This window comes from Streptomyces sp. NBC_01314, assembly GCF_041435215.1.
In the GTDB taxonomy this organism is placed as follows: domain Bacteria; phylum Actinomycetota; class Actinomycetes; order Streptomycetales; family Streptomycetaceae; genus Streptomyces.
On sequence record NZ_CP108394.1, the window covers coordinates 4,049,760 to 4,068,282 of the forward strand.

The 18,523-nt window shown below is 71.8% G+C and carries 19 protein-coding genes; 7 read left to right on the top strand and 12 right to left on the bottom strand.

All coding sequences use genetic code 11. The features are described 5' to 3' along the window. Positions 1-56: 56 nt before the first annotated feature. The 5 genes from OG622_RS17665 to sigE all read right to left on the bottom strand — a co-directional run bounded on the left by OG622_RS17665 (position 57) and on the right by sigE (position 6,326). Positions 57-728: a hypothetical protein gene (locus OG622_RS17665; protein ID WP_371577084.1), complete on the bottom strand. Its 672-nt coding sequence runs from the start codon at positions 726-728 to the stop codon at positions 57-59. A 297-nt stretch (positions 729-1,025) separates the two neighbouring features. Then, positions 1,026-1,499: a sec-independent translocase gene (locus OG622_RS17670; RefSeq protein ID WP_371577086.1), complete on the bottom strand. Its 474-nt coding sequence runs from the start codon at positions 1,497-1,499 to the stop codon at positions 1,026-1,028. A gap of 234 nt (positions 1,500-1,733) precedes the next feature. Next, positions 1,734-3,470 (bottom strand): trypsin-like peptidase domain-containing protein, encoded by a 1,737-nt coding sequence (locus OG622_RS17675; protein WP_371584125.1) that lies wholly within the window; start codon positions 3,468-3,470, stop codon positions 1,734-1,736. Between the two features lie 955 nt (positions 3,471-4,425). Then, entirely contained in the window at positions 4,426-5,628 is a 1,203-nt protein-coding gene (locus tag OG622_RS17680) for an anti-sigma factor (RefSeq protein ID WP_371577087.1), read from the bottom strand. Next, positions 5,625-6,326 (bottom strand): RNA polymerase sigma factor SigE, encoded by a 702-nt coding sequence (sigE, locus tag OG622_RS17685; protein ID WP_371577089.1) that lies wholly within the window; start codon positions 6,324-6,326, stop codon positions 5,625-5,627. Before sigE ends, OG622_RS17680 begins: the two co-directional genes overlap by 4 nt. A 270-nt stretch (positions 6,327-6,596) precedes the next feature. Between sigE and OG622_RS17690 the strand changes: the two genes are divergently transcribed. Next, complete coding sequence (locus OG622_RS17690) at positions 6,597-7,298, top strand: O-methyltransferase (protein WP_371584126.1); 702 nt, start codon at positions 6,597-6,599, stop codon at positions 7,296-7,298. A gap of 115 nt (positions 7,299-7,413) precedes the next feature. Here OG622_RS17690 and OG622_RS17695 read toward each other — a convergent pair whose 3' ends face one another. Continuing rightward, entirely contained in the window at positions 7,414-7,581 is a 168-nt protein-coding gene (locus tag OG622_RS17695) for a DUF3117 domain-containing protein (RefSeq protein WP_003966491.1), read from the bottom strand. Between the two features lie 375 nt (positions 7,582-7,956). On the opposite strand from OG622_RS17695, the gene OG622_RS17700 reads away from it, so the two are divergent. Beyond that, a complete protein-coding gene (locus tag OG622_RS17700; protein WP_371577091.1) occupies positions 7,957-8,748 on the top strand; it encodes an enoyl-CoA hydratase/isomerase family protein in 792 nt (263 codons plus the stop codon). Between the two features lie 53 nt (positions 8,749-8,801). Here the strand turns inward: OG622_RS17700 and OG622_RS17705 are convergent, their stop codons facing one another. Further along, positions 8,802-9,389: a DNA-3-methyladenine glycosylase I gene (locus tag OG622_RS17705; RefSeq protein WP_371577093.1), complete on the bottom strand. Its 588-nt coding sequence runs from the start codon at positions 9,387-9,389 to the stop codon at positions 8,802-8,804. Further along, positions 9,386-9,736, bottom strand: coding sequence for a DivIVA domain-containing protein (locus tag OG622_RS17710; protein ID WP_371577095.1), 351 nt, complete (start codon positions 9,734-9,736; stop codon positions 9,386-9,388). The genes OG622_RS17705 and OG622_RS17710 overlap by 4 nt, the downstream gene beginning before the upstream one ends. Before the next feature lie 119 nt (positions 9,737-9,855). Here OG622_RS17710 and folP point away from each other — a divergent pair, with 119 nt between their 5' ends. Further along, positions 9,856-10,716, top strand: coding sequence for a dihydropteroate synthase (folP, locus tag OG622_RS17715; RefSeq protein WP_371577097.1), 861 nt, complete (start codon positions 9,856-9,858; stop codon positions 10,714-10,716). Positions 10,717-10,893: 177 nt separating this feature from the next. Here the strand turns inward: folP and OG622_RS17720 are convergent, their stop codons facing one another. After that, positions 10,894-11,652 carry a TIGR00730 family Rossman fold protein gene (locus OG622_RS17720; protein WP_371577099.1) on the bottom strand — a complete coding sequence of 253 codons (759 nt, stop codon included), beginning with the start codon at positions 11,650-11,652 and terminating at the stop codon, positions 10,894-10,896. Between the two features lie 104 nt (positions 11,653-11,756). Beyond that, positions 11,757-12,836 carry a succinyl-diaminopimelate desuccinylase gene (gene dapE, locus OG622_RS17725; protein ID WP_371577101.1) on the bottom strand — a complete coding sequence of 360 codons (1,080 nt, stop codon included), beginning with the start codon at positions 12,834-12,836 and terminating at the stop codon, positions 11,757-11,759. Between the two features lie 199 nt (positions 12,837-13,035). Here dapE and OG622_RS17730 point away from each other — a divergent pair, with 199 nt between their 5' ends. Then, entirely contained in the window at positions 13,036-13,977 is a 942-nt protein-coding gene (locus tag OG622_RS17730; RefSeq protein ID WP_371577102.1) for a heavy metal transporter, read from the top strand. Positions 13,978-14,302: 325 nt separating this feature from the next. Then, a complete protein-coding gene (locus tag OG622_RS17735) occupies positions 14,303-14,716 on the top strand; it encodes an ATP-binding protein (protein ID WP_371577103.1) in 414 nt (137 codons plus the stop codon). A gap of 93 nt (positions 14,717-14,809) precedes the next feature. On the opposite strand, the gene OG622_RS17740 is transcribed toward OG622_RS17735, so the two are convergent. Further along, on the bottom strand, positions 14,810-15,910 hold the full coding sequence (locus OG622_RS17740; protein ID WP_371577104.1) for a bifunctional succinyldiaminopimelate transaminase/glutamate-prephenate aminotransferase: 1,101 nt from the start codon (positions 15,908-15,910) through the stop codon (positions 14,810-14,812). Positions 15,911-16,054: 144 nt separating this feature from the next. After that, the gene (gene fdxA, locus OG622_RS17745; RefSeq protein WP_005480604.1) at positions 16,055-16,372 is read right to left on the bottom strand and encodes a ferredoxin; all 318 of its coding nucleotides are present in this window, start codon (positions 16,370-16,372) and stop codon (positions 16,055-16,057) included. Between the two features lie 140 nt (positions 16,373-16,512). Here fdxA and OG622_RS17750 point away from each other — a divergent pair, with 140 nt between their 5' ends. Continuing rightward, a complete protein-coding gene (locus OG622_RS17750) occupies positions 16,513-17,577 on the top strand; it encodes a GNAT family N-acetyltransferase (protein ID WP_371577107.1) in 1,065 nt (354 codons plus the stop codon). Further along, positions 17,574-18,446, top strand: coding sequence for a transglutaminase-like domain-containing protein (locus OG622_RS17755; RefSeq protein ID WP_371577108.1), 873 nt, complete (start codon positions 17,574-17,576; stop codon positions 18,444-18,446). Before OG622_RS17750 ends, OG622_RS17755 begins: the two co-directional genes overlap by 4 nt. Positions 18,447-18,523 lie beyond the last annotated feature (77 nt).

Genomic DNA, 18,523 nt, shown 5'->3' on the forward strand with positions numbered 1-18,523 from the left:
CGCGCGATCAGCCACGACGAAGGGCACCGCAGCACAACACGGCGGTGCCCTTCGCGCTATGCGTACGCCTCGATGTCCTTGATCATCGCGAAGCCCAGACCGTACGCGCTCATCCCTCTTCCGTACGCCCCCACATGCACCCCCTGCGAGGTCGACCCCGCGAGGACCCACCCGAACTCGGACTCGCGGTAGTGGAACGGCGTCGGCACCCCGTCCACCGGCAGGGACAGCGTCGACCAGTGCGACCCGGCCAGGTCGTCCGCCAGGACCCACGCCGTCTCGGTCTGCTGGTCCAACCAGTCGTCCCGCCGGGTGTGGTCCAACTGCCCCGGCCAGGTGAAGGACAGCAGCCCGACCCCGGCGAGCCACGCCGCCGAGGAGACCGACGTGGCCTCCAGCACACCCGCGCCGTCCGCGCTGCGGCGCACGTCGTTCGACGCGACGGTCACCACGACCGCGAACCGCTCCTTGACCTCGTCGTCCGCCCCGGCGGTGTACTCGTTGCGCACCGAGGGCTCGTCGCCGTGTCCGATCGAACCGTGCTCGACGGCTCCTTCCGCCGACGTACCGACCTGCATCAGCCAGCGCGGCCCCGTGAAGGCCTCGTCGAGGCCGTACCAAGGGAAGGGCGCCAGCAGGTAACCATCGACCGCGCGGCGGGCGGAGGGGACCTGTTGTCCGCCCTCCGCGGCCGACGCCTGCGCGCCTACCCGACTCGTCGTCTCCATGCCCGGACGCCTCCTAGCTCTCGACGGACCGGAGCGGCCCGCCCCCCACGGGCGTCGTCGCTCGCTCTCCATACGGTCCGCACAACAACTGGGCAGCATAGCCACAGGTCTACGAGCAGCAGGGAAAGCGCCCGGCGCGTAGGACGGCGTACTGGCGGGTTCAGGCCGAACGAGGGTGCGTGACGGTATGAATCGCATCACGTACGGGGGCGCTGTGGCATACAGGCGTACGGCACACAACGGCAGGTCGGAGGCGGTACGGGCGGTGAGCGGGCGTACGGCGGCCGGATGTACGGCTCAGGTGGCGTCCATGTCGTACGGCGGACGCTCGGCAGGCTCGGGCTTCTTGGTCATGTCGACCGTTCCGCCGGACGAGCCCGACGCGGAACCCTCGGAGGCGGCGACGGAGGCGATGGCGGCGACGGAAGAGGTGGACGAGGACTCCGATTCGCGGCCGTGGACCGCGTCAGTGAGCTCGGACACCTCCTTCTTCAGGTCGAAGCCGCTGCGGATCTCCTTCAGCCCCAGTTCGTCGTTGTCCAACTGCTTGCGGAGGAACGTCTTGGGGTTGAGGTCCTCGAACTCGAAGTCCTTGAACTCCGGTCCGAGTTCGCTGCGGATGTCCGCCTTGGCGCTGTCCGAGAACTCACGGATCTTGCGGATGGTCCGGGTGACGTCCTGGATCACCTTCGGAAGCTTGTCCGGGCCGAAGACGAGCACGGCGAGGACGACGAGCGTCACCACCTCCAGCGCACCTATGTCATTGAACACCTGAAGCTCCTTGCGATGTCCTCGGTCCCGATCCTCGGGCCTCGGCAGGTCTTCCGTGGTCCGGGCCGAATCCAAGGTACCCGGCGTTCCCTCCGATCCGGTACCGTCAGGCGGCTTCCGGCCGCGCCCGAACGACGAGTTTTCCCAGCTGTTTGCCTGGCGGGAGGGGGTGTGGGCCCTCCGCCTGTGAGGTTGCTGTCAGTGCGGCCCGCCGTCGCGGCCGCCGGCTGACGGTCAGTCGCCGCCTGACGAGCCGAGAGTGAGGGTGACCGTCCGCTCCCTGCCGTTCCGCAGGAGGGTGAGCTCCAGGCGGTCGCCGGGCCGGTGGGCGCGGACCTTGACGATCAGCTCGTCGCCGGAATGGACGCGCTGCCCGTCGACCTCGGTGATGACGTCACCCGAGCGGATGCCCGCCCGGTCGGCGGGGCCGCCCGCGGTCACCCCGGCGGCGCCCTCGTCGCTCTTGTCGCCGATGCGGGCGCCGTCCCCCGAGTAGTCCATGTCGAGGGTGACACCGATCACCGGGTGGCTCGCCTTGCCGGTGTTTATCAGCTCCTCGGCGACGCGTTTGCCCTGGTTGATGGGTATCGCGAAGCCGAGCCCGATCGAGCCGGCCTGCCCGCCGTCCGACTCGGAACCGCTGCCCGCGGACCGGATGGCGCTGTTGATGCCGATGACCCGGCCCTTGCCGTCGAGGAGCGGGCCGCCGGAGTTGCCGGGGTTTATCGGCGCGTCGGTCTGCAACGCGTCCACGTACGACACGTCGCTCACGTCACCGCTCTCGCCGCCGGCCGTGATGGGTCGCTCCTTGGCGCTGATGATGCCGGAGGTGACGGTGTTGGCCAGGTCGAAGGGGGCGCCGATGGCGACGACCGGGTCGCCGACCCGCACCTCCTCCGAATTGCCCAGGGGCAGCGGCCTGAGTCCGCTGACCCCGGACACCTTGACGACGGCCAGGTCGTAACCGGTGTCCCGGCCGACGATGGTGGCCTTCGCGGTGTCACCACCGCTGAACGTCACCGATATGTCGCCGTCCGTTCCGGCGGGGTCGACGACGTGGTTGTTCGTGAGGATGTGACCCCGCTCGTCGAGCACGAACCCGGTTCCGGTGCCCTGGGCGCTCGCCCCGCTCACATGCAGGGTCACGACACCGGGCAGCGCGCCGGCGGCGATCCCGGCGACGCTGTCGGGCGCCCGCCCCGTCACCCCGTCACTGACCTGCGGCAGCTCGACCGCCCCGACTCCGCCGTTCCGCTCCAGGTACGCGCCCACGGCTCCGCCGATGCCGCCGGCCACGACGGCGATCACCAAGGCCCCGACCAACAGGACCCGCACCCTGCGCGGACGCCGCCGCGCCACGTCGCCCACGGCGGCCCCGTTCTGCTGCAACGAACCCGACCCGGCCCACGGGTCGTAGTTCTGCCAGGGCCCCTGCGGCGCCTGCGGGGCACCTGGGAGCGGCTGGGCGGGATCGGCATACGCAGGCGGCGCGGGCCGGGACGCGTCCGCGTACGGGGGCGGCACGGGCTGAGCCCTGTCGGCGTGCGGAGGCGGGCCTTGCTGAGCCCCGCCCGCATACGGGGGCGGCACGGGCTGGGATCCACCCGCGTGGTGAGGCGGCACGGGCTGAGCCCCGCCCGCGTAGGCAGGCGGGACGGCATGCGCCGAGTCTCCGAAAGGCGGCGGTCCCGGCTGGGAGGGATACGCGTAGGAGGCCCCGGGGGGCTCGGGCGCGTCCGGGTACGGCGCTGCGGCGCGCGGGGGCCCCTCCGGGAAGTGCTTCACCACAGCCTGGGGCGCCTCCGCGTACGACGCCGTCGCGGGCTGGGCCGCCTCCGGATGCGAAGCCGCCGCCGGCCCGGACGCGTCCGCATGCGGAGCCGCCACCGACTGTGCCGTCTCCGGATACGGGGCCGCGCCGGGCCGAGGTGCGTCCGGATACCGGGCCGCCGTCTCGGGCTGAGAAGTGATCGGCGGTACGACGGAGCCATGGGCCGGGGGCACCGGAACAGGCGGGGGTACCGCCGAAGTCGCTTCGGCGTGCGTCGGGGCAGTCACCGAGGGCGCCCCCTCATGCGTCGGCACCCCCACCGCCGCAGGCACCCCGTGCGCCGATGTCCCCGTTTGAACGTTCGTGCCGTGCGCGGGAGTCGTCGCCGGGTGCTGGACCGGCGGAGCGGGCGCCCAGGGGCCGGGCTCGCCGTACGGCGGGGTGCTGTAGGGATCGGGGTCGTGCAGCGGCCTGGGGCGCTCAGAGGGCGCTCCAGGGGCGCTCAGGGCCTCCGGCTCACCGGACGGACGGGCGTCGGCGACAGTGATGGCGGCCACGGCGGCGATCGCGGCGCCGGTGGAACCGGGCACGCCCGAGGAACCCGCTTCGGTCGCGGCGTCGCTCCCCACACGCGTCGGAGCCGGCAGTTCCAGCTCGAAGTCGCCGTCCGTGTCGGGGCTCGGCACGGAGCCGGACCTGAGCGAAGCTTCGGCGTCCGGGCGGGCCAGTTCGAAGTCGGAGCCGTCGTCGGTGTCGACCCCGCCGGGGGCCGATGCCGCTGCCGCTGCCGCTGCCGGGCGTTCCAACTCGAAGTCGCCCTCGGGGTTTCCTTCGCGCACGGTGTCCGCGAGCCCGGGGGACGCGGCACCTCCGTCGGACCCCGTAGAACCGATGGCTTCCGCCGGTTCGTCGACTCCCGCGGCCCCGATGCCGTCCCCCGTCGTACCGGCCCCCGCGCCGTGCGCTCGGGGTCGGCTCCACCATTTCGCCTTCGTGGGCTTCCCCTCGTTCATGTTCTCCCCACACCTGGGGCCGTTCCAGGAACCGGCCCGCCGCCCACCGTTCACCGAGTGCCGCGGGCCCGAAGCGGCCCGCGGCGGACACGGCCCACTCTGGATTCAACCAGGTTCGCGGGCCGGTGCGCAGAACTCGGGGTCAGCGCAGGACGGGCGAGGTGGGTGTGGGAGACGAGGTGGTGTCGGGAGCCGTCAGCAGGCCCGGTCCCGCGAGTTCGGGTGCCGAGGACCAGTCGGTCAGCTGCAGCGTCGGTGCGGCGGTGAGCGGACGTATGAGCGGGGACATGACGGCCGCGCCGGCCAACACGGGCGCGGTCAGCGGGTGTACGGCCTGACGGTCCTGGCCGGCCGGAGCGGGGACTCCGGGCAGCAGGGGCGCGGAGATCTCCGTCGGGGCGACGGGCACCTCGCCCAAGGACTGCTGCCCCTGCCCGAGCAGCGGCCCGACGGTTCCCCGGCGGCGCTGCGACTCGGGGGTCGGAACCGTGCCCGAGGCCTGCGTCCGCAGCGGTGTGACATTGCTGCCGGAGCCGGAAGCGCCCCGGGCGTCCGCCGTCTCGACGGGCATCCCGTTGGTCACGCCACCGAGGGCGATCGCGGCCAGCGACACCGCGCCGGCCGCCACGAAGGCGAACCGCATGCCGCGCGAGGCCGATCGCTCGGCCTCCTGCCGGCTCACGTCATGGATCCGAAAGCCGCGGTCACCCCTGACTCCGGTGTCGTCGGCAGCTCTTTCCTCGCCGTCCGCACGGTCGTCCGCGTCCCCGGAGAGGTCGCGTCCGCCGCCCAGGAAGCCCGGGTCGCCCAGCGCCCTGCGGTCGCCGAGGAAGCCCCGCCCGCTCAGGAAGCCGCGGTCACCGAGGAACCCACGGCTGCCGGACAGCCCTCGGCCGCCGAGCAGTCCGCGGCTCTCCGACGGCGTCAGCGCGCCGCCGTGTGGTCCCGACGGGAGATATCCGAAGGAGTCGCCGCCGGGTCCGAAGATTCCGAAGTCGGCGAAGTCCCGGGAGTCGGTAGGGGCGACGGGCAGGCCCGGCCCGCCGGCCGTACCCCCGAGTCTTCCTCCGAAGCCACCGGGCAGCTGCGAGCCGCCGTCGCCGTCGCCGCCCGCCGGAAGCATCTGGAGCCGGGCCAGGAAGCTTTCGGAGGGAGGCGGCGGGGCGGCCTCGGCGAAGACGTTCTTCAGGCGGCGCTGCTCGTCCGCCTCCGTCTTGCACTTCGCGCAGGTGGCGAGATGTGCCAGGACGCGGTCACGCGCCTCATGACCGAGCTCTCCGTCGATGAGGGCGGAGAGACGGTCTCCCAGGTGCTGCTCGGCAGGTGTAGGACGGGATCCACTCACGCGGTCGCGCCCCCTCCTCCCAGCACGGGCACCCGCGGCACCGTGAACCCGCGGCGCTGCTCGGCCCGGGCCTCCGGGGAGCGGTGCGCCAGGGCCTTACGGAGCTGGGAGCGGCCGCGGTGGATACGGGAGCGGACCGTGCCGAGCTTGACGCCCAGGGTCGCGGCGATCTCCTCGTACGACAGTCCTTCGATGTCGCAGAGGACGACGGCGGCGCGGAACTCGGGCGCCAGGGTGTCGAGGGCCTGCTGGACGTCGGCGTCGAAGTGCGCGTCGTTGAAGAGCTGCTGCGGGGTGGGCTCGCGGCTGGGCAGGCGCTCGGCCGCGTCGTCCCCGAGGGCGTCGAAGCGGATGCGCTGCTTGCGCCGGACCATGTCCAGGAAGAGGTTGGTGGTGATGCGGTGCAGCCAGCCCTCGAAGGTGCCGGGCGTGTACGTCGACAGTGAGCGGAAGACGCGGACGAAGACTTCCTGGGTGAGGTCCTCGGCGTCGTGCTGATTGCCGGTCAGACGGTAGGCGAGCCGGTAGACGCGGCCGCTGTGGGTGCTGACGATCTCCTCCCAGGTGGGCGGAGTCCACGCCTGCGCGTGCGCGTCCGTGGTGAAGGTCGCGGTCTGTACGACGGCGGCGTGGCTGTGGTCAGCGGTGTCGTTCACGGATTTCGGCTTGCCCGCCGATCCGAGAAAGCGCCGTAGCACTCCTCCCCGATCCACAGGCGCAGCCGCACCTCCCCTGTCGGCTCTGGTGGTGTCCAGCGGAGCCCCTACCATAGCCACCTCGCCCGTTAGCTCCGGATAAGCGGTTTTATAAGAAATTGATGTGCGCCGATGTGGTTCATATGGCCGATCCGGCCCATATGGCGCTGTCAGCACCTGCACCGAAGCCCGCGCCTGCTCGTCGGACCGATCCATCCCGTGCCCCCCGTCGCGGCCCCCGTCACTCACTCATCCCTTTAAACGACCGGTCCCATCAGGAGGTTCCCGACGGCAACGGATACAGTCACGCCCAGGCAACCACGGGGACATAAGGAGAGGACCATTACCGGCAACCGGCTGACGAGCTGGGCGTTCGCCGACGTCTTTGTCGCCGAGGACGAGGCGCTGCGCTGGGCCCGCGACCGGGCCCGGGAGGCAGGCCTGCGCTCGGTGTCGCCCGGTACGGGCGCCGCGCTGCGGATGCTCGCCGCCACCCTCGACGCGAAGGCGGTGGCGGAGATCGGGACCGGGACCGGCGTCTCCGGGATCCACCTGCTGCACGGTATGCGGCCGGACGGGGTGCTGACCACCGTGGATCCGGAGCCGGACCACCAGCAGTTCGCCCGGCAGGCGTTCCGCGCGGCCGGCTTCGCCAGCAACCGCGCGCGCTTCATCCCGGGCCACGCCCTGGAGGTGCTGCCGCGGCTCACGGACTCCGGGTACGACCTGGTCTTCTGCGACGGCGACCGGCTGGAGTGCCTCGACTACCTCGCTGAATCGTTGCGTCTGTTGAGACCCGGTGGCCTCGTCGCTTTCGAGGGCGTCTTCGCCAGTGGCCGCACGGTGGATTCGAACCCTCAGCCGACCGAGGTCATACGCCTGCGGGAGCTGCTGCGCACGGTCCGCGAGAGCTCCGAGCTCGTACCGTCCCTGCTCCCGGTGGGCGACGGCCTGCTGTGCGCGGTCAAGCGCTGAGGGACACCTCCGGAGACCGGCACGGCCCCTCGCACACCCCCCGTCACAACAGCGCCCCGGCACCGCCGGGAGCGGCGGTGCCGGGGCAACTGAAAGGGTATGGTCGCTTCGCGCGTCAGCCGACGACCTTCTTGAGGGCATCGCCGAGGGCGTCAGCCTCGTCAGGGGTCAGCTCGACGACAAGCCGACCGCCGCCTTCGAGCGGAACGCGCATGACGATGCCCCGCCCCTCCTTGGTCACCTCGAGCGGGCCATCGCCCGTCCGCGGCTTCATGGCCGCCATGCTCGTACCCCTTCCTGAAACCAGCTCATCGCCTAAGCCGACGGCCCGGGAGGGCAGGCGCGGGCCCACCAGGGGACACGCGACACCGGCATCGAACACATTGCTTCCAGGCCATTATCCCGCATCTCATGACCCGATGACCAACATCGGTCGGCATCGCTTGGGCAACGCGCGCGAGCAAAACCACCCAATTCGGCGATGTGACTGCGATACTGCGCCACCACTCGGTGCCAGGTCGGCGCTCGGCCATTGGTGATTCTTTGACGCAGGTCACACGCCCGGCCCCCACTGACACCCGTGATCTCCGCCATGCTGTGCTGTGACGAGGGCGTACTGACCAGTACGTCGCCGGCGCGACACGGAGGGGAAACCGCCATGGCCGACACCGTGCTCTACGAGGTGCACGACGGACTCGCGACGATCACGCTGAACCGCCCCGAGGCGATGAACGCGCTGAACATCGCGACCAAGGTGGCCCTGCGGGAGGCCGTGGAGGCCGCTGCCGGGGACGACGCCGTACGGGCGGTGCTGCTGACCGCGGCCGGGGACCGGGCGTTCTGCGTGGGCCAGGACCTGAAGGAGCACATCGGGCTGCTGGTCGAGGGCTCCGGACACGTCATGAGCACGGTCAAGGAGCACTACAACCCCGTGGTGAAGGCGCTCACGGGGATGGCGAAGCCCGTGGTGGCCGGGGTGAACGGTGTAGCGGCAGGCGCCGGCCTGGGGTTCGCGCTCGCGGCGGACTACCGGGTGGTCGCCGACACGGCCTCCTTCAACACCTCCTTCGCCGGGGTCGCGCTCACCGCCGACTCCGGGGTCTCCTGGACGCTTCCGCGCGTGATCGGTCCCGGTCGCGCCGCCGACCTGCTGCTCTTCCCCCGCAGCATCAAGGCCCAGGAGGCGTACGAGCTGGGGATCGCGAACCGGGTCGTGCCGGCGGCCTCTCTGCACACCGCCGCCGAGCAGGTGGCGCGGATGCTGGCCGAGGGGCCGACGGTGGCGTACGCGGCGATCAAGGAGGCGATGGCGTACGGGTTCTCCCACTCGCTGGCCGAGACGCTGGGGAAAGAGGACGAACTGCAGACGCGGGCGGGGTCGTCGGAAGACCATCGGATCGCCGTGCAGGCCTTCGTGAACAAGGAGAACCCGACGTACCTGGGTCGGTGAGGTTCGTGGGGACCACGGGTTCGTCGCGGCCGGCCGCGCGGTTCCCCACGCCCCTAAGGGGCGCTCCTGGCGACGCATGTCTCCAAGTGGTCGTTCACCAGGCCGCAGGCCTGCATCAGCGCGTACGCCGTCGTCGGGCCGACGAAGCGGATGCCTCGCTTCTTGAGGGCCTTGGAGAGGGCCGTGGACTCGGGGGTGACCGCCGGGACGTCCGCGAGGGTCCTCGGGACCGGGCGGGCCGCCGGATCCGGGGCGTGGGACCAGATCAGCTCGTCCAGTTCGCCCGGGGCCCAAGCGGACAGCTCGCGGGCGTTGGCGATCGTCGCCTCGATCTTGGCCCGGTTGCGGATGATGCCCGGGTCGGCGAGGAGGCGTTCCTGGTCGGTCTCCGTGAACGTGGCGACCGAGGCGATCTTGAAGTCGGCGAAGGCGGAGCGGAAGCCCTCACGGCGACGCAGGATGGTGATCCAGGAGAGGCCGGACTGGAAGGCCTCCAGGCAGAGCCGCTCGTACAGGGCGTCGTCGCCGTGGACCGGGCGGCCCCACTCCTCGTCGTGGTACGCGACGTAGTCCTCGGTGGACAGGGCCCAGGGGCAGCGCGGCGCGCCGTCGGGGCCGACCAGGGCGGTGCCGTCGCTCACTGGTGGCCGCCCTCCTCCGGCTTGTGCAGCGAGGTCACGGTCGACGAGCGGGCGCCCGCGAGCGCTGACTCCAGGTCGGCGATACGGGCGTCCCGCTCGGCGATCTCGGCGCTGAGGCGGCCGAGGGCGTCGTCCACGTCCACCATGCGGTAGCCGCGCAAACCGACCGGGAAGCGGAGCGCCTCGATGTCCGCGCGGTTGACCGGGCGGTCCGCCGGAAGCGGGTCCTGGAGCCGCTCGCCCTCTGCCTCCGGCAGCACCGCGTTGTCGCCGCCGCCCACGACGGCGAGCGTCACCGCGGCGACCACGACGGCGAGCGCGACCACCAGGAACAAGAACATGAACATCGCTGGGTCCCCTCGAGTGTGTTCGGCTCCGATCGTGCCATGCGAGTCTGACAGTTAAGGTCGCAGGCGGTTGGGCAAGGCCGTCGATCGGCGGGACGTACTGGGAGAGGTCACAGCGGATGCTCAGGCTGGGCAAGCGGGAATTCGGCCCGCACGAGCCGGTGATCATGGCGATCGTGAACCGGACCCCGGACTCGTTCTACGACCAGGGGGCCACCTACCAGGACGAGCCGGCGCTCGCCCGCGTGGAGCGGGCGGTCGCCGAGGGCGCGGCCATCGTCGACATCGGCGGGGTGAAGGCCGGGCCCGGGGAGGAAGTGACCGCCGCGGAGGAGGCACGGCGGACCGTCGGGTTCGTCGCGGAGGTGCGGAGGCGGTTCCCCGAGGTCGTCATCAGCGTCGACACCTGGCGGCACGAGGTCGGTGAGGCCGTCTGCGAGGCCGGGGCGGATCTGCTCAACGACGCGTGGGGCGGGGTCGATCCCCGGCTCGCGGAGGTCGCGGGGCGGTATCGGGTGGGTCTGGTGTGTACGCACGCCGGTGGAGCGGAGCCTCGTACGCGGCCGCATCGGGTCGAGTACGACGATGTGATGGCCGACATCCTCCGGGTGACCGTGGGGCTGGCCGAGCGGGCGGTGTCGCTGGGGGTGCCCCGGGAGTCCGTGATGATCGATCCGGGGCACGACTTCGGGAAGAACACGCGGCACAGTCTTGAGGCGACCCGGCGGTTGGGGGAGATGGTCGCGACGGGGTGGCCGGTGCTGGTGTCGTTGTCCAACAAGGACTTCGTGGGGGAGACGCTGGACAAGGCGGTGAAGGAGCGGGTGGTGGGGACGCTGGCGACCACCGCGGTGTCCGCGTGGCTGGGGGCTCAGGTGTATCGGGTGCATGAGGTCGCGGAGACCCGGCAGGTGGTGGAGATGGTGGGGGCCATCGCGGGGCATCGGGCACCGGCTGTGGCCCGGCGGGGGCTTGCCTAGGGGGGCCTAGGGGCTTTTCTCGCCCCCTCCGCCCCTACCCGTCCCATCCTCAAGGGGCTGCGCCCCTTTGACCCCCGCCCACCGACTCGGGTCGTCGGGTGCGTGGGCGGGTACGGGTTCGTCGGAGTTGATCGCGCAGTTCCCCACGCCCCTTCCGGGGCGCGGGACAACCACGGTCTAGCGACCCGCCTCCTTCGAGACCAGGGCCACCGCCTCGTCCACGTCGTCCGTCACGTGAAAGAGGGTCAGGTCCTTTTCGGCGGCCTTGCCCTGGGCGATCAGGGTGTTGCTGAGCCAGTCGACGAGACCGCTCCAGTAGGACTCGCCGAAGAGGACGATCGGGAAGCGGGTGACCTTCTGGGTCTGGACGAGGGTGAGGGCCTCGAAGAGTTCGTCGAGGGTGCCGAGGCCGCCGGGGAGGACCACGAAGCCCTGGGCGTACTTGACGAACATCATCTTCCGGACGAAGAAGTAGCGGAAGTTGAGGCCGATGTCGACGTAGGGGTTGAGGCCCTGTTCGAACGGGAGCTCGATGCCGAGGCCGACGGACGTGCCGCCCGCTTCCAGGGCACCCTTGTTGGCCGCCTCCATCGCGCCCGGCCCGCCACCCGTGATGACGGCGAAGCCGGCCTCCACCAGACCGCGGCCGAGCCGGACGCCCGCCTCGTACTCCGGTGAGTCGGCCGGCGTGCGGGCGGAGCCGAACACGCTGATGGCGGGCGGGAGTTCGGCGAGCGTGCCGAAGCCCTCGATGAACTCGGACTGGATGCGCAGGACGCGCCACGGGTCCGTGTGGACCCAGTCCGAGGGACCGCCCGCGTCCAGCAGCCGCTGGTCCGTCGTGCTCGCCTGGACCTGGCCGCGTCTGCGCAGCACCGGCCCGAGCCGCTGCTCCTCCGGTGGTTGCTTCTTACCCTCGGGGTTGCCGGTCGCCATGTCCGCTCCCTCCGCCGTGCTGGTGGTTCACCTCAGCGTAGATCCATACGGGTTACGGACGGGGGACGTGAGCGTGTCCGCCCCGATCTGCCACCCGGGACACTTCACGCCGTCAGCCAGGACCTCAGGCGTTCCTCGCCCGTCAGGATCTGCGCCGGGTCGACCCGTTCGTCGCGGCGGTGCGCCAAGTGCGGGTTGCCGGGGCCGTAGTTGACGGCCGGGACGCCGAGGGAGCTGAAGCGGGAGACGTCCGTCCAGCCGTACTTGGGCTGGGCGGTGCCGCCGACCGCCTCGATGAAGGCCGCGGCCGCCGGGTGGGACAGGCCGGGCAGGGCGCCGGGGCTGTGGTCGTCGACCGTGAACTCCTCGACCCCGCAGTCGGCGAAGACCTCGCGGACGTGGGCGATGGCCTCCTCCTCCGTACGGTCGGGCGCGTAGCGGAAGTTGACCGTGACCACGCAGGCGTCGGGGATGACGTTGCCGGCGACGCCGCCCGAGATGCCGACCGCGTTGAGGCCCTCGCGGTACTCCAGACCGTCGATCACCGGGTAGCGCGGCTCGTACGACGCCAGCCTCGCCAGGATCGGGGCCGCCGCGTGGATGGCGTTGGAGCCCATCCAGCCGCGGGCGGAGTGGGCGCGCTCGCCCTTGGTCGTCAGCAGGACCCGCAGGGTGCCCTGGCAGCCGCCCTCGACCTCACCGTTCGTGGGCTCCAGGAGGACCGCGAAGTCGCCCTCCAGCCACTCGGGACGGGCCTCGGAGACGTGCTTGAGGCCGTTCAGGTCCGCGGCGACCTCCTCGTTGTCGTAGAAGACGAAGGTCAGGTCGCGGTTGGGGGCCGGGACCGTGGCCGCGATGCGCAGCTGGACCGCGACGCCGGACTTCATGTCACAGGTGCCGCAGCCCCACAGCACGCCGTCCTCGTCGAGGCGGGAGGGGACGTTGTCCGCGATGGGGACCGTGTCGATGTGGCCGGCCAGGACCACGCGCTCCGCCCGGCCCAGATTCGTGCGGGCGACGATGTTGTTGCCGTACCGGTCGACCGTGAGGTGCGGCAGGGCCCGCAGGGCGGTCTCGATCGCGTCCGCGAGCGGCTTCTCGGTGCCGCTCTCTGAGGGGAAGTCGACGAGCTGCGCGGTGAGCAGCGCGGCGTCCAGCGTGAGGTCAATGGGGGTCTCGGCCATGTCCCCGACCCTAACGCGCCGCCGGGGCGGGGCCGCCCGGCGGATGGATCCGGTCCCTCCTGCCTCACTGGTCACATCGCTGTTCACAACTCCTGCACGAGGGCCGTTACTCTCCAGTACCTTGGAGTGCGTGTCGGAGCCGTACCCCTTCCCCCCAGGTCCCCGTCCCCGCCGTCGCGGCCGTCGTGTGCTGCAGTTCATGGCGGCTTTCGTCGTGCTCGCCGCGATCGGGGCGTATCTCACCGTGCAGTATCTGACCGGGGGGAACGGCACACCGCGATGCGTGGTCGTGTCCGGGGCGGACGACGGGGCGTCGTACGAGTTCACGCCCGAGCAGGCGGCGAACGCGGCGACGATCTCGGCGGTCGGCACCTCGCGCGAGCTGCCCGAGCGGGCCGTGACGATCGCGCTGGCGACCGCGATCCAGGAGTCCGGCCTGCGCAACATCCCGCACGGCGACCGGGACTCCCTCGGGCTCTTCCAGCAGCGGCCGTCGCAGGGCTGGGGCACCGAGCGGCAGATCCAGGACCCGGTGTACGCGGCGGGCGAGTTCTACGAGCACCTCGTCAAGGTCGACGACTACGAGCGGCTGCCGCTGACGGTCGCCGCCCAGCGGGTGCAGCGCAGCGGCTACCCGGAGGCGTACGCCAAGCACGAGCCCGACGCCACGCTGCTCGCCGCCGCGCTGACCGGGCGGTCGGCGGCCGCGCTGACGTGCGAGGGGCGCCAGGAGACGACCGGCACCGGCAGCGCCTACGCGGGCGGCCCGGACGCCGTGCGCGGCGCGCTCGCGCGGGACTTCGGGGACGACGCGTTCGAGACCGCCGCGGCGGTGGTCGGCTCCGAGGGCGCCGCCTCCGCCAAGGCGAGCCCGTCGCCGAGTCCGAGCGTCTCCCCCATCGCCGGGACCGTGACCATCCCCCTCGCGGACGCCAAGGACGCCGGGGAGATCCGGCGGCGCGGCTGGGAACTGGCGCACTGGGCCGTGGCCAACTCCTCCCGCCTGGGCGTCGAGCGCGTCACGTACGCGGGCCGGGAGTGGGTCGCCGAGGGCCGGGCCGGCGCGTGGCGCGAGGCCGAGGGCACGTCGGGCGACGCGGCGGGCTCCACCACCGAGGTCCGAATCGTCACTGGACAGTAGGCCGCGAGCCTCACCCGTGCGGGGTACGCGCGGAGCACCGTGTGGACGGGGCGCGCGGGTTTTCGGCTGCTCACCCCGGCGTCGCGGAATCGCTTGGGGCCGTAGAGCCGTAAGGATTCAGCAGACTTTCGGACCGGGTGGCGTTTGTCCGACTGAATCCGCATTTGATAATGCGACGCATTGCAAACTCTTTACGTCGGGTCGCCGCAACCTTCGGGGGCTTCGAGCGGTAGTCACTGCGTCCGAGCCCGGAACGATCCACTCCAACGCTCAACTCCCGGGCACGGTCGGACACTTCAACGTTCTCTTCCGTCAAAGGAGCACCATGTCCCTCCCCCTGACCCGCCGGATCGCCCGAGCCGCGCTGCTGACCGCAGCGGGAGCGGCCTCCGTGGTCGGTGCGGCCGGCTCCGCGAGTGCGGCGCCCGAACTCCCGGCCACCCCGAACCTCGGCGGCCTGACCGCCGTGGACGGGGCGAACGCCGGTAACACCGTGGACGGCGCGACGCAGAACGCCACCGGGGTCGCGAGCGACGCCGGTAGCAAGGCGGCCAAGCAGACCCTGCCGACCGTGAGCAAGACCGGCGGGAAGGCCGTCAAGACGACGACGCCCGTCGCGCAGAAGGCCGCCGGAGAGACCGCCGGCTCCGCCGGCACCGTTCTGGGCGACTCGACCAAGACGGCCACGAAGGGTGGGCTGCCCACCGGTCAGCTGCCGGTGCAAGGGCCGCTCGGCTGACCTTCCGTACGTCGAAGGGGCCCGGGGAGATTCCCCGGGCCCCTTCGTTTCGTGTCCGTATCGTGCGGATCGCCCAAGCGGGGACAGCCGCGGCTAGGCCCGGGCCAGGCGCTCCACCGCTGTCGCCACCCGCTCGTCCGTCGCCGTGAGGGCCACGCGTACGTGGTGGTCACCCGCGGGGCCGTAGAAGTCGCCGGGGGCCACGAGGATGCCGAGGTCGGCGAGATGGGCGACGGTGGTCCAGCACGATTCGCCTCGGGTGGCCCACAGGTAGAGGCTGGCTTCGCTGTGCTCGATCCGGAAGCCGTGGGAGACCAGGGCCCCGCGGAGGGCCGCACGGCGTGCCGTGTAGCGGGCACGCTGTTCGTGGACGTGGTCGTCGTCCCCGAGGGCGGCGACCACCGCGGCCTGGGTGGGGGCCGAGGTCATCATGCCGCCGTGCTTGCGGATCTGGAGGAGGGGGCCGAGGACGGCCGGATCCCCGGCGAGGAAGGCCGCGCGGTAGCCCGCCAGGTTGGAGCGCTTGGAGAGGGAGTGGACGGCGACGATGCCCTCGTACGAGCCCCCGTTGACGTCCGGGTGCAGGACCGAGACCGGGTCGGCGTCCCAGCCGAGCTCCAGGTAGCACTCGTCGGAGAAGATCAGGATGCCGTGCTCGCGGGCCCAGGCGACGATCCGGGTCAGCTCGGCCTTGGAGAGGACCTTGCCGGTGGGGTTGGACGGCGAGTTCAGCCAGAGGAGCTTGAGGCCGACCGGGTCCAGGGACGTCGGATCGTCGTAGACCTCGTGGTCGGCGCGGGCGAGTCGGGCGCCCACCTCGTACGTCGGGTAGGCCAGGCGCGGGTACGCGACGCGGTCGCCGGGGCCGAGGCCCAGCTGGGTGGGGAGCCAGGCGACGAGTTCCTTGGAGCCGACGATCGGCAGGACGTGGTGGTGGGTGACGTCGCGGGCACCGAGGCGGCGCTCCAGCCAGCCCGTGATCGCGTCGCGCAGTTCGACGGTGCCCCAGACGGTCGGATAGCCCGGCGAGTCCGCGGCCGCGACCAGCGCTTTCTGGATCAGCTCGGGAACCGGGTCGACCGGCGTGCCGACGGAGAGGTCCACGATGCCACCGGGGTGAGCGGCGGCCGTCGCCTTGTACGGCTCCAGCTTGTCCCAGGGAAAAGTGGGGAGGCGGTCGCTGACTGCGGACACGGGATCTGGCTCACTTTCTCGTACGTTCCCTCGTACGGCGAACGCCTCGGCCCCGTACGGCGATCATGGTGATCGGGCCGTACGGGACCGAGGCGGCGCGGATGCGGGCCACAGGGGCCGTGCCCCGGGCCTGCGGCGTCGCTCTCAGGCCTGCGGCGGCAGTGCGGCGACGAAGGGGTGGTCACGCTCGATCAGGCCGAGCTTGCTGGCACCACCGGGCGAGCCGAGCTCGTCGAAGAACTCGACGTTCGCCTTGTAGTAGTCCTTCCACTCCTCCGGGGTGTCGTCCTCGTAGAAGATCGCCTCAACCGGGCACACCGGCTCGCAGGCACCGCAGTCGACACATTCATCCGGGTGGATGTAGAGGGACCGCTGACCCTCGTAGATGCAGTCGACCGGGCACTCTTCGATACATGCCTTGTCCTTGACGTCGACACAAGGCTGCGCGATGACGTAGGTCACGCTGTCGTTCCTCCTCGATAGGGCGCCGGCGGGCCTCCTCAGGCTCCGCCGCCTGGCGCGCGGGAGCGCGGCGTCGTCGATGCCCGCACCTAGTATCTCCGTTCCTGGGCATGATCCGAACAGGAGGGGTGGACGGACCTGTGGAAATCTCTGCCGGTGGACGTCTCGAGATCCGTGTCTCCGCCGCTGACGTGGGCAAACGCGTGTCCGTGCGGCGCGTCGACGACGATGCCACCGAGGGTGGGAAATTCACCGACACGGTTGGTGTTCTCACATCATGGGACGACGGCGTCCTGCTGATCACCCGAAGGAACGGAGAGCGGGTACGGATCGAGGAGTCGTCGCTGGTGGCGGGGAAGACCGTCCCCGCCGCCCCCGCCCGCCGACGTGGCCCCGCCGCCTCGTTCGGGGAACTCGCGCGGGTCGCCGCGCGGGCCTGGCAGCCGGTCGAGCGGGAGCCGCTCGGTGAGTGGGAACTGCGGGCCGCGTCCGGCTTCACCCGGCGCGCCAACTCGGTGCTGCCCCTCGGCGACCCCGGAATGCCGCTGGACGAGGCCCTGACGGCCGTACGCGGCTGGTACGCGGCCCGGGGGCTGCCCGCGTTCATACAGCTGGCCACGGGCGCCGAAGGCACCCACGAGATGCTCTGCGCCGAGGTGGCGGAGCGCGGCTGGGTCCGTGACGTCACCGCCGAGGTGTGGATCGGGGCGCTCGCGCCGGTCGCGGACCGGGAGGCGGCCGGGGTCGAGCTGTCCCGGACCGCGGACGAGGCATGGCTCGGCCGCTACCAGCGCAAGGGTCTCGGCGAGGTCGCGCTGAAGGTGCTCGGGAGCGGGCCCTCGGTGTGGTTCGCGACCGTGCCGGGGGCGGAAGGGGCGGGGCCGGCCGCCATCGGGCGGTGCGTCGTGGACGGGCGGTGGGCGGGGTTCTCGGCCGTCGAGGTCGATCCCGCCCAGCGACGGCGGGGGCTCGCCACGACCGTGATGGCGGCGTTGTCACAGCGGGCCCTGGACGAGGGTGCCTCGGCCGGCTGGCTGCAGGTGGAGACGGACAACTCGGGAGCGCGGGCGTTGTACGGGGGGATGGGCTTCGCGGCGCATCACTCGTATCACCACTATCGGGAGCCGGAACCGGAGAACGCCGGTCCCGGTGGCGGCTCCCACCCCGGCCCCGGCTCCGGCTCCGAGTCGTACGGATCGTCGTGAGCGGGCACCAGCCGGCGGTGCCGGCGCCTCGTCCTCCTGAGCCGGAGCGGGCCGACGAGGTGCGGCGGCGGTTCGCGCAGGCGGCGCGGGCCGAGCGGCCCGACCTGGCCCTGCTGTGTCTGCTGGTGGGGGCGGCGGGCGACGGGGCGGCGGACGAGGCGGGCCTGGACGCCGCCGAGATCGAACTCGACCGGCTGGCCGGGCTGATGCCGTACCGGCCCGGCGGGCCGCGTGCGTGGGCGGTCGCGACGGCCGAACTGCTCGGGGGTCAACACGGGTTCCGTGGTTCCGCCGCGGACTACCAGCGACTGGAGTCGTCGCTGCTGCATCAGGTGCTCGAACGGCGGCGAGGGCTGCCGATCCTGCTGTCGGTGGTGTGGATGGAGGTGGCCCGGCGGGCGGGGGCGCCCGTGTACGGCGTCGCGCTGCCGGGGCACTTCGTGGTGGGGTTCGGGCCGCAGGAGGAGCAGGTGCTCGCCGATCCGTTCGACGGGGGGCGGGTGTTGAGCGGGGACGATGCGGAGTTGTTGGTCGCGGGGGCCACGGGGGCGCCGCTGGCCCCCGGGATGCTGACTCCGGCCGATCCGCTGGACGTGATGGTGCGGATCCTCAACAACGTGCGGGCGTGGGCCGCCGCCCGGCCCGAGCGGACGGATGTCGCGTTGTGGGCGCTGGAGTTGTCGTTGGCGATGCCCTCGCATCCGGCGCGGCTGCGGTACGAGTGGGCCCGGTTGCTCGTGCAGCGGGGGGAGTATGTACGCGGTGCCACCGCGTTGGAGGAGTATGCGGAGGTGGTGGCGGGGGTGGACGCCGGGGCGGCCGAGAAGGTGCGGAGGCAGGCGGGGGCGGCTCGGGCTCTGTTGAACTGAGGGTGCCCGTTCGCCGTGGGAGCGATTGCGCGTCGGCGGGTGCGGGTGCGTTGTGGCCGGTCGCGCCCACGCGGCGG

Excerpts from the sequence above, each read along its gene's own strand:
- OG622_RS17665 (WP_371577084.1), bottom strand. The coding sequence starts at position 728 with ATGGAGACGACGAGTCGGGTAGGCGCGCAGGCGTCGGCCGCGGAGGGC.
- OG622_RS17695 (WP_003966491.1), bottom strand. The coding sequence starts at position 7,581 with ATGGCGGCCATGAAGCCGCGGACGGGCGATGGCCCGCTCGAGGTGACC.
- OG622_RS17700 (WP_371577091.1), top strand. The coding sequence starts at position 7,957 with ATGGCCGACACCGTGCTCTACGAGGTGCACGACGGACTCGCGACGATC.
- OG622_RS17710 (WP_371577095.1), bottom strand. The coding sequence starts at position 9,736 with ATGTTCATGTTCTTGTTCCTGGTGGTCGCGCTCGCCGTCGTGGTCGCC.
- folP (WP_371577097.1), top strand. The coding sequence starts at position 9,856 with ATGCTCAGGCTGGGCAAGCGGGAATTCGGCCCGCACGAGCCGGTGATC.
- OG622_RS17720 (WP_371577099.1), bottom strand. The coding sequence starts at position 11,652 with ATGGCGACCGGCAACCCCGAGGGTAAGAAGCAACCACCGGAGGAGCAG.
- dapE (WP_371577101.1), bottom strand. The coding sequence starts at position 12,836 with ATGGCCGAGACCCCCATTGACCTCACGCTGGACGCCGCGCTGCTCACC.
- OG622_RS17730 (WP_371577102.1), top strand. The coding sequence starts at position 13,036 with ATGGCGGCTTTCGTCGTGCTCGCCGCGATCGGGGCGTATCTCACCGTG.
- OG622_RS17735 (WP_371577103.1), top strand. The coding sequence starts at position 14,303 with ATGTCCCTCCCCCTGACCCGCCGGATCGCCCGAGCCGCGCTGCTGACC.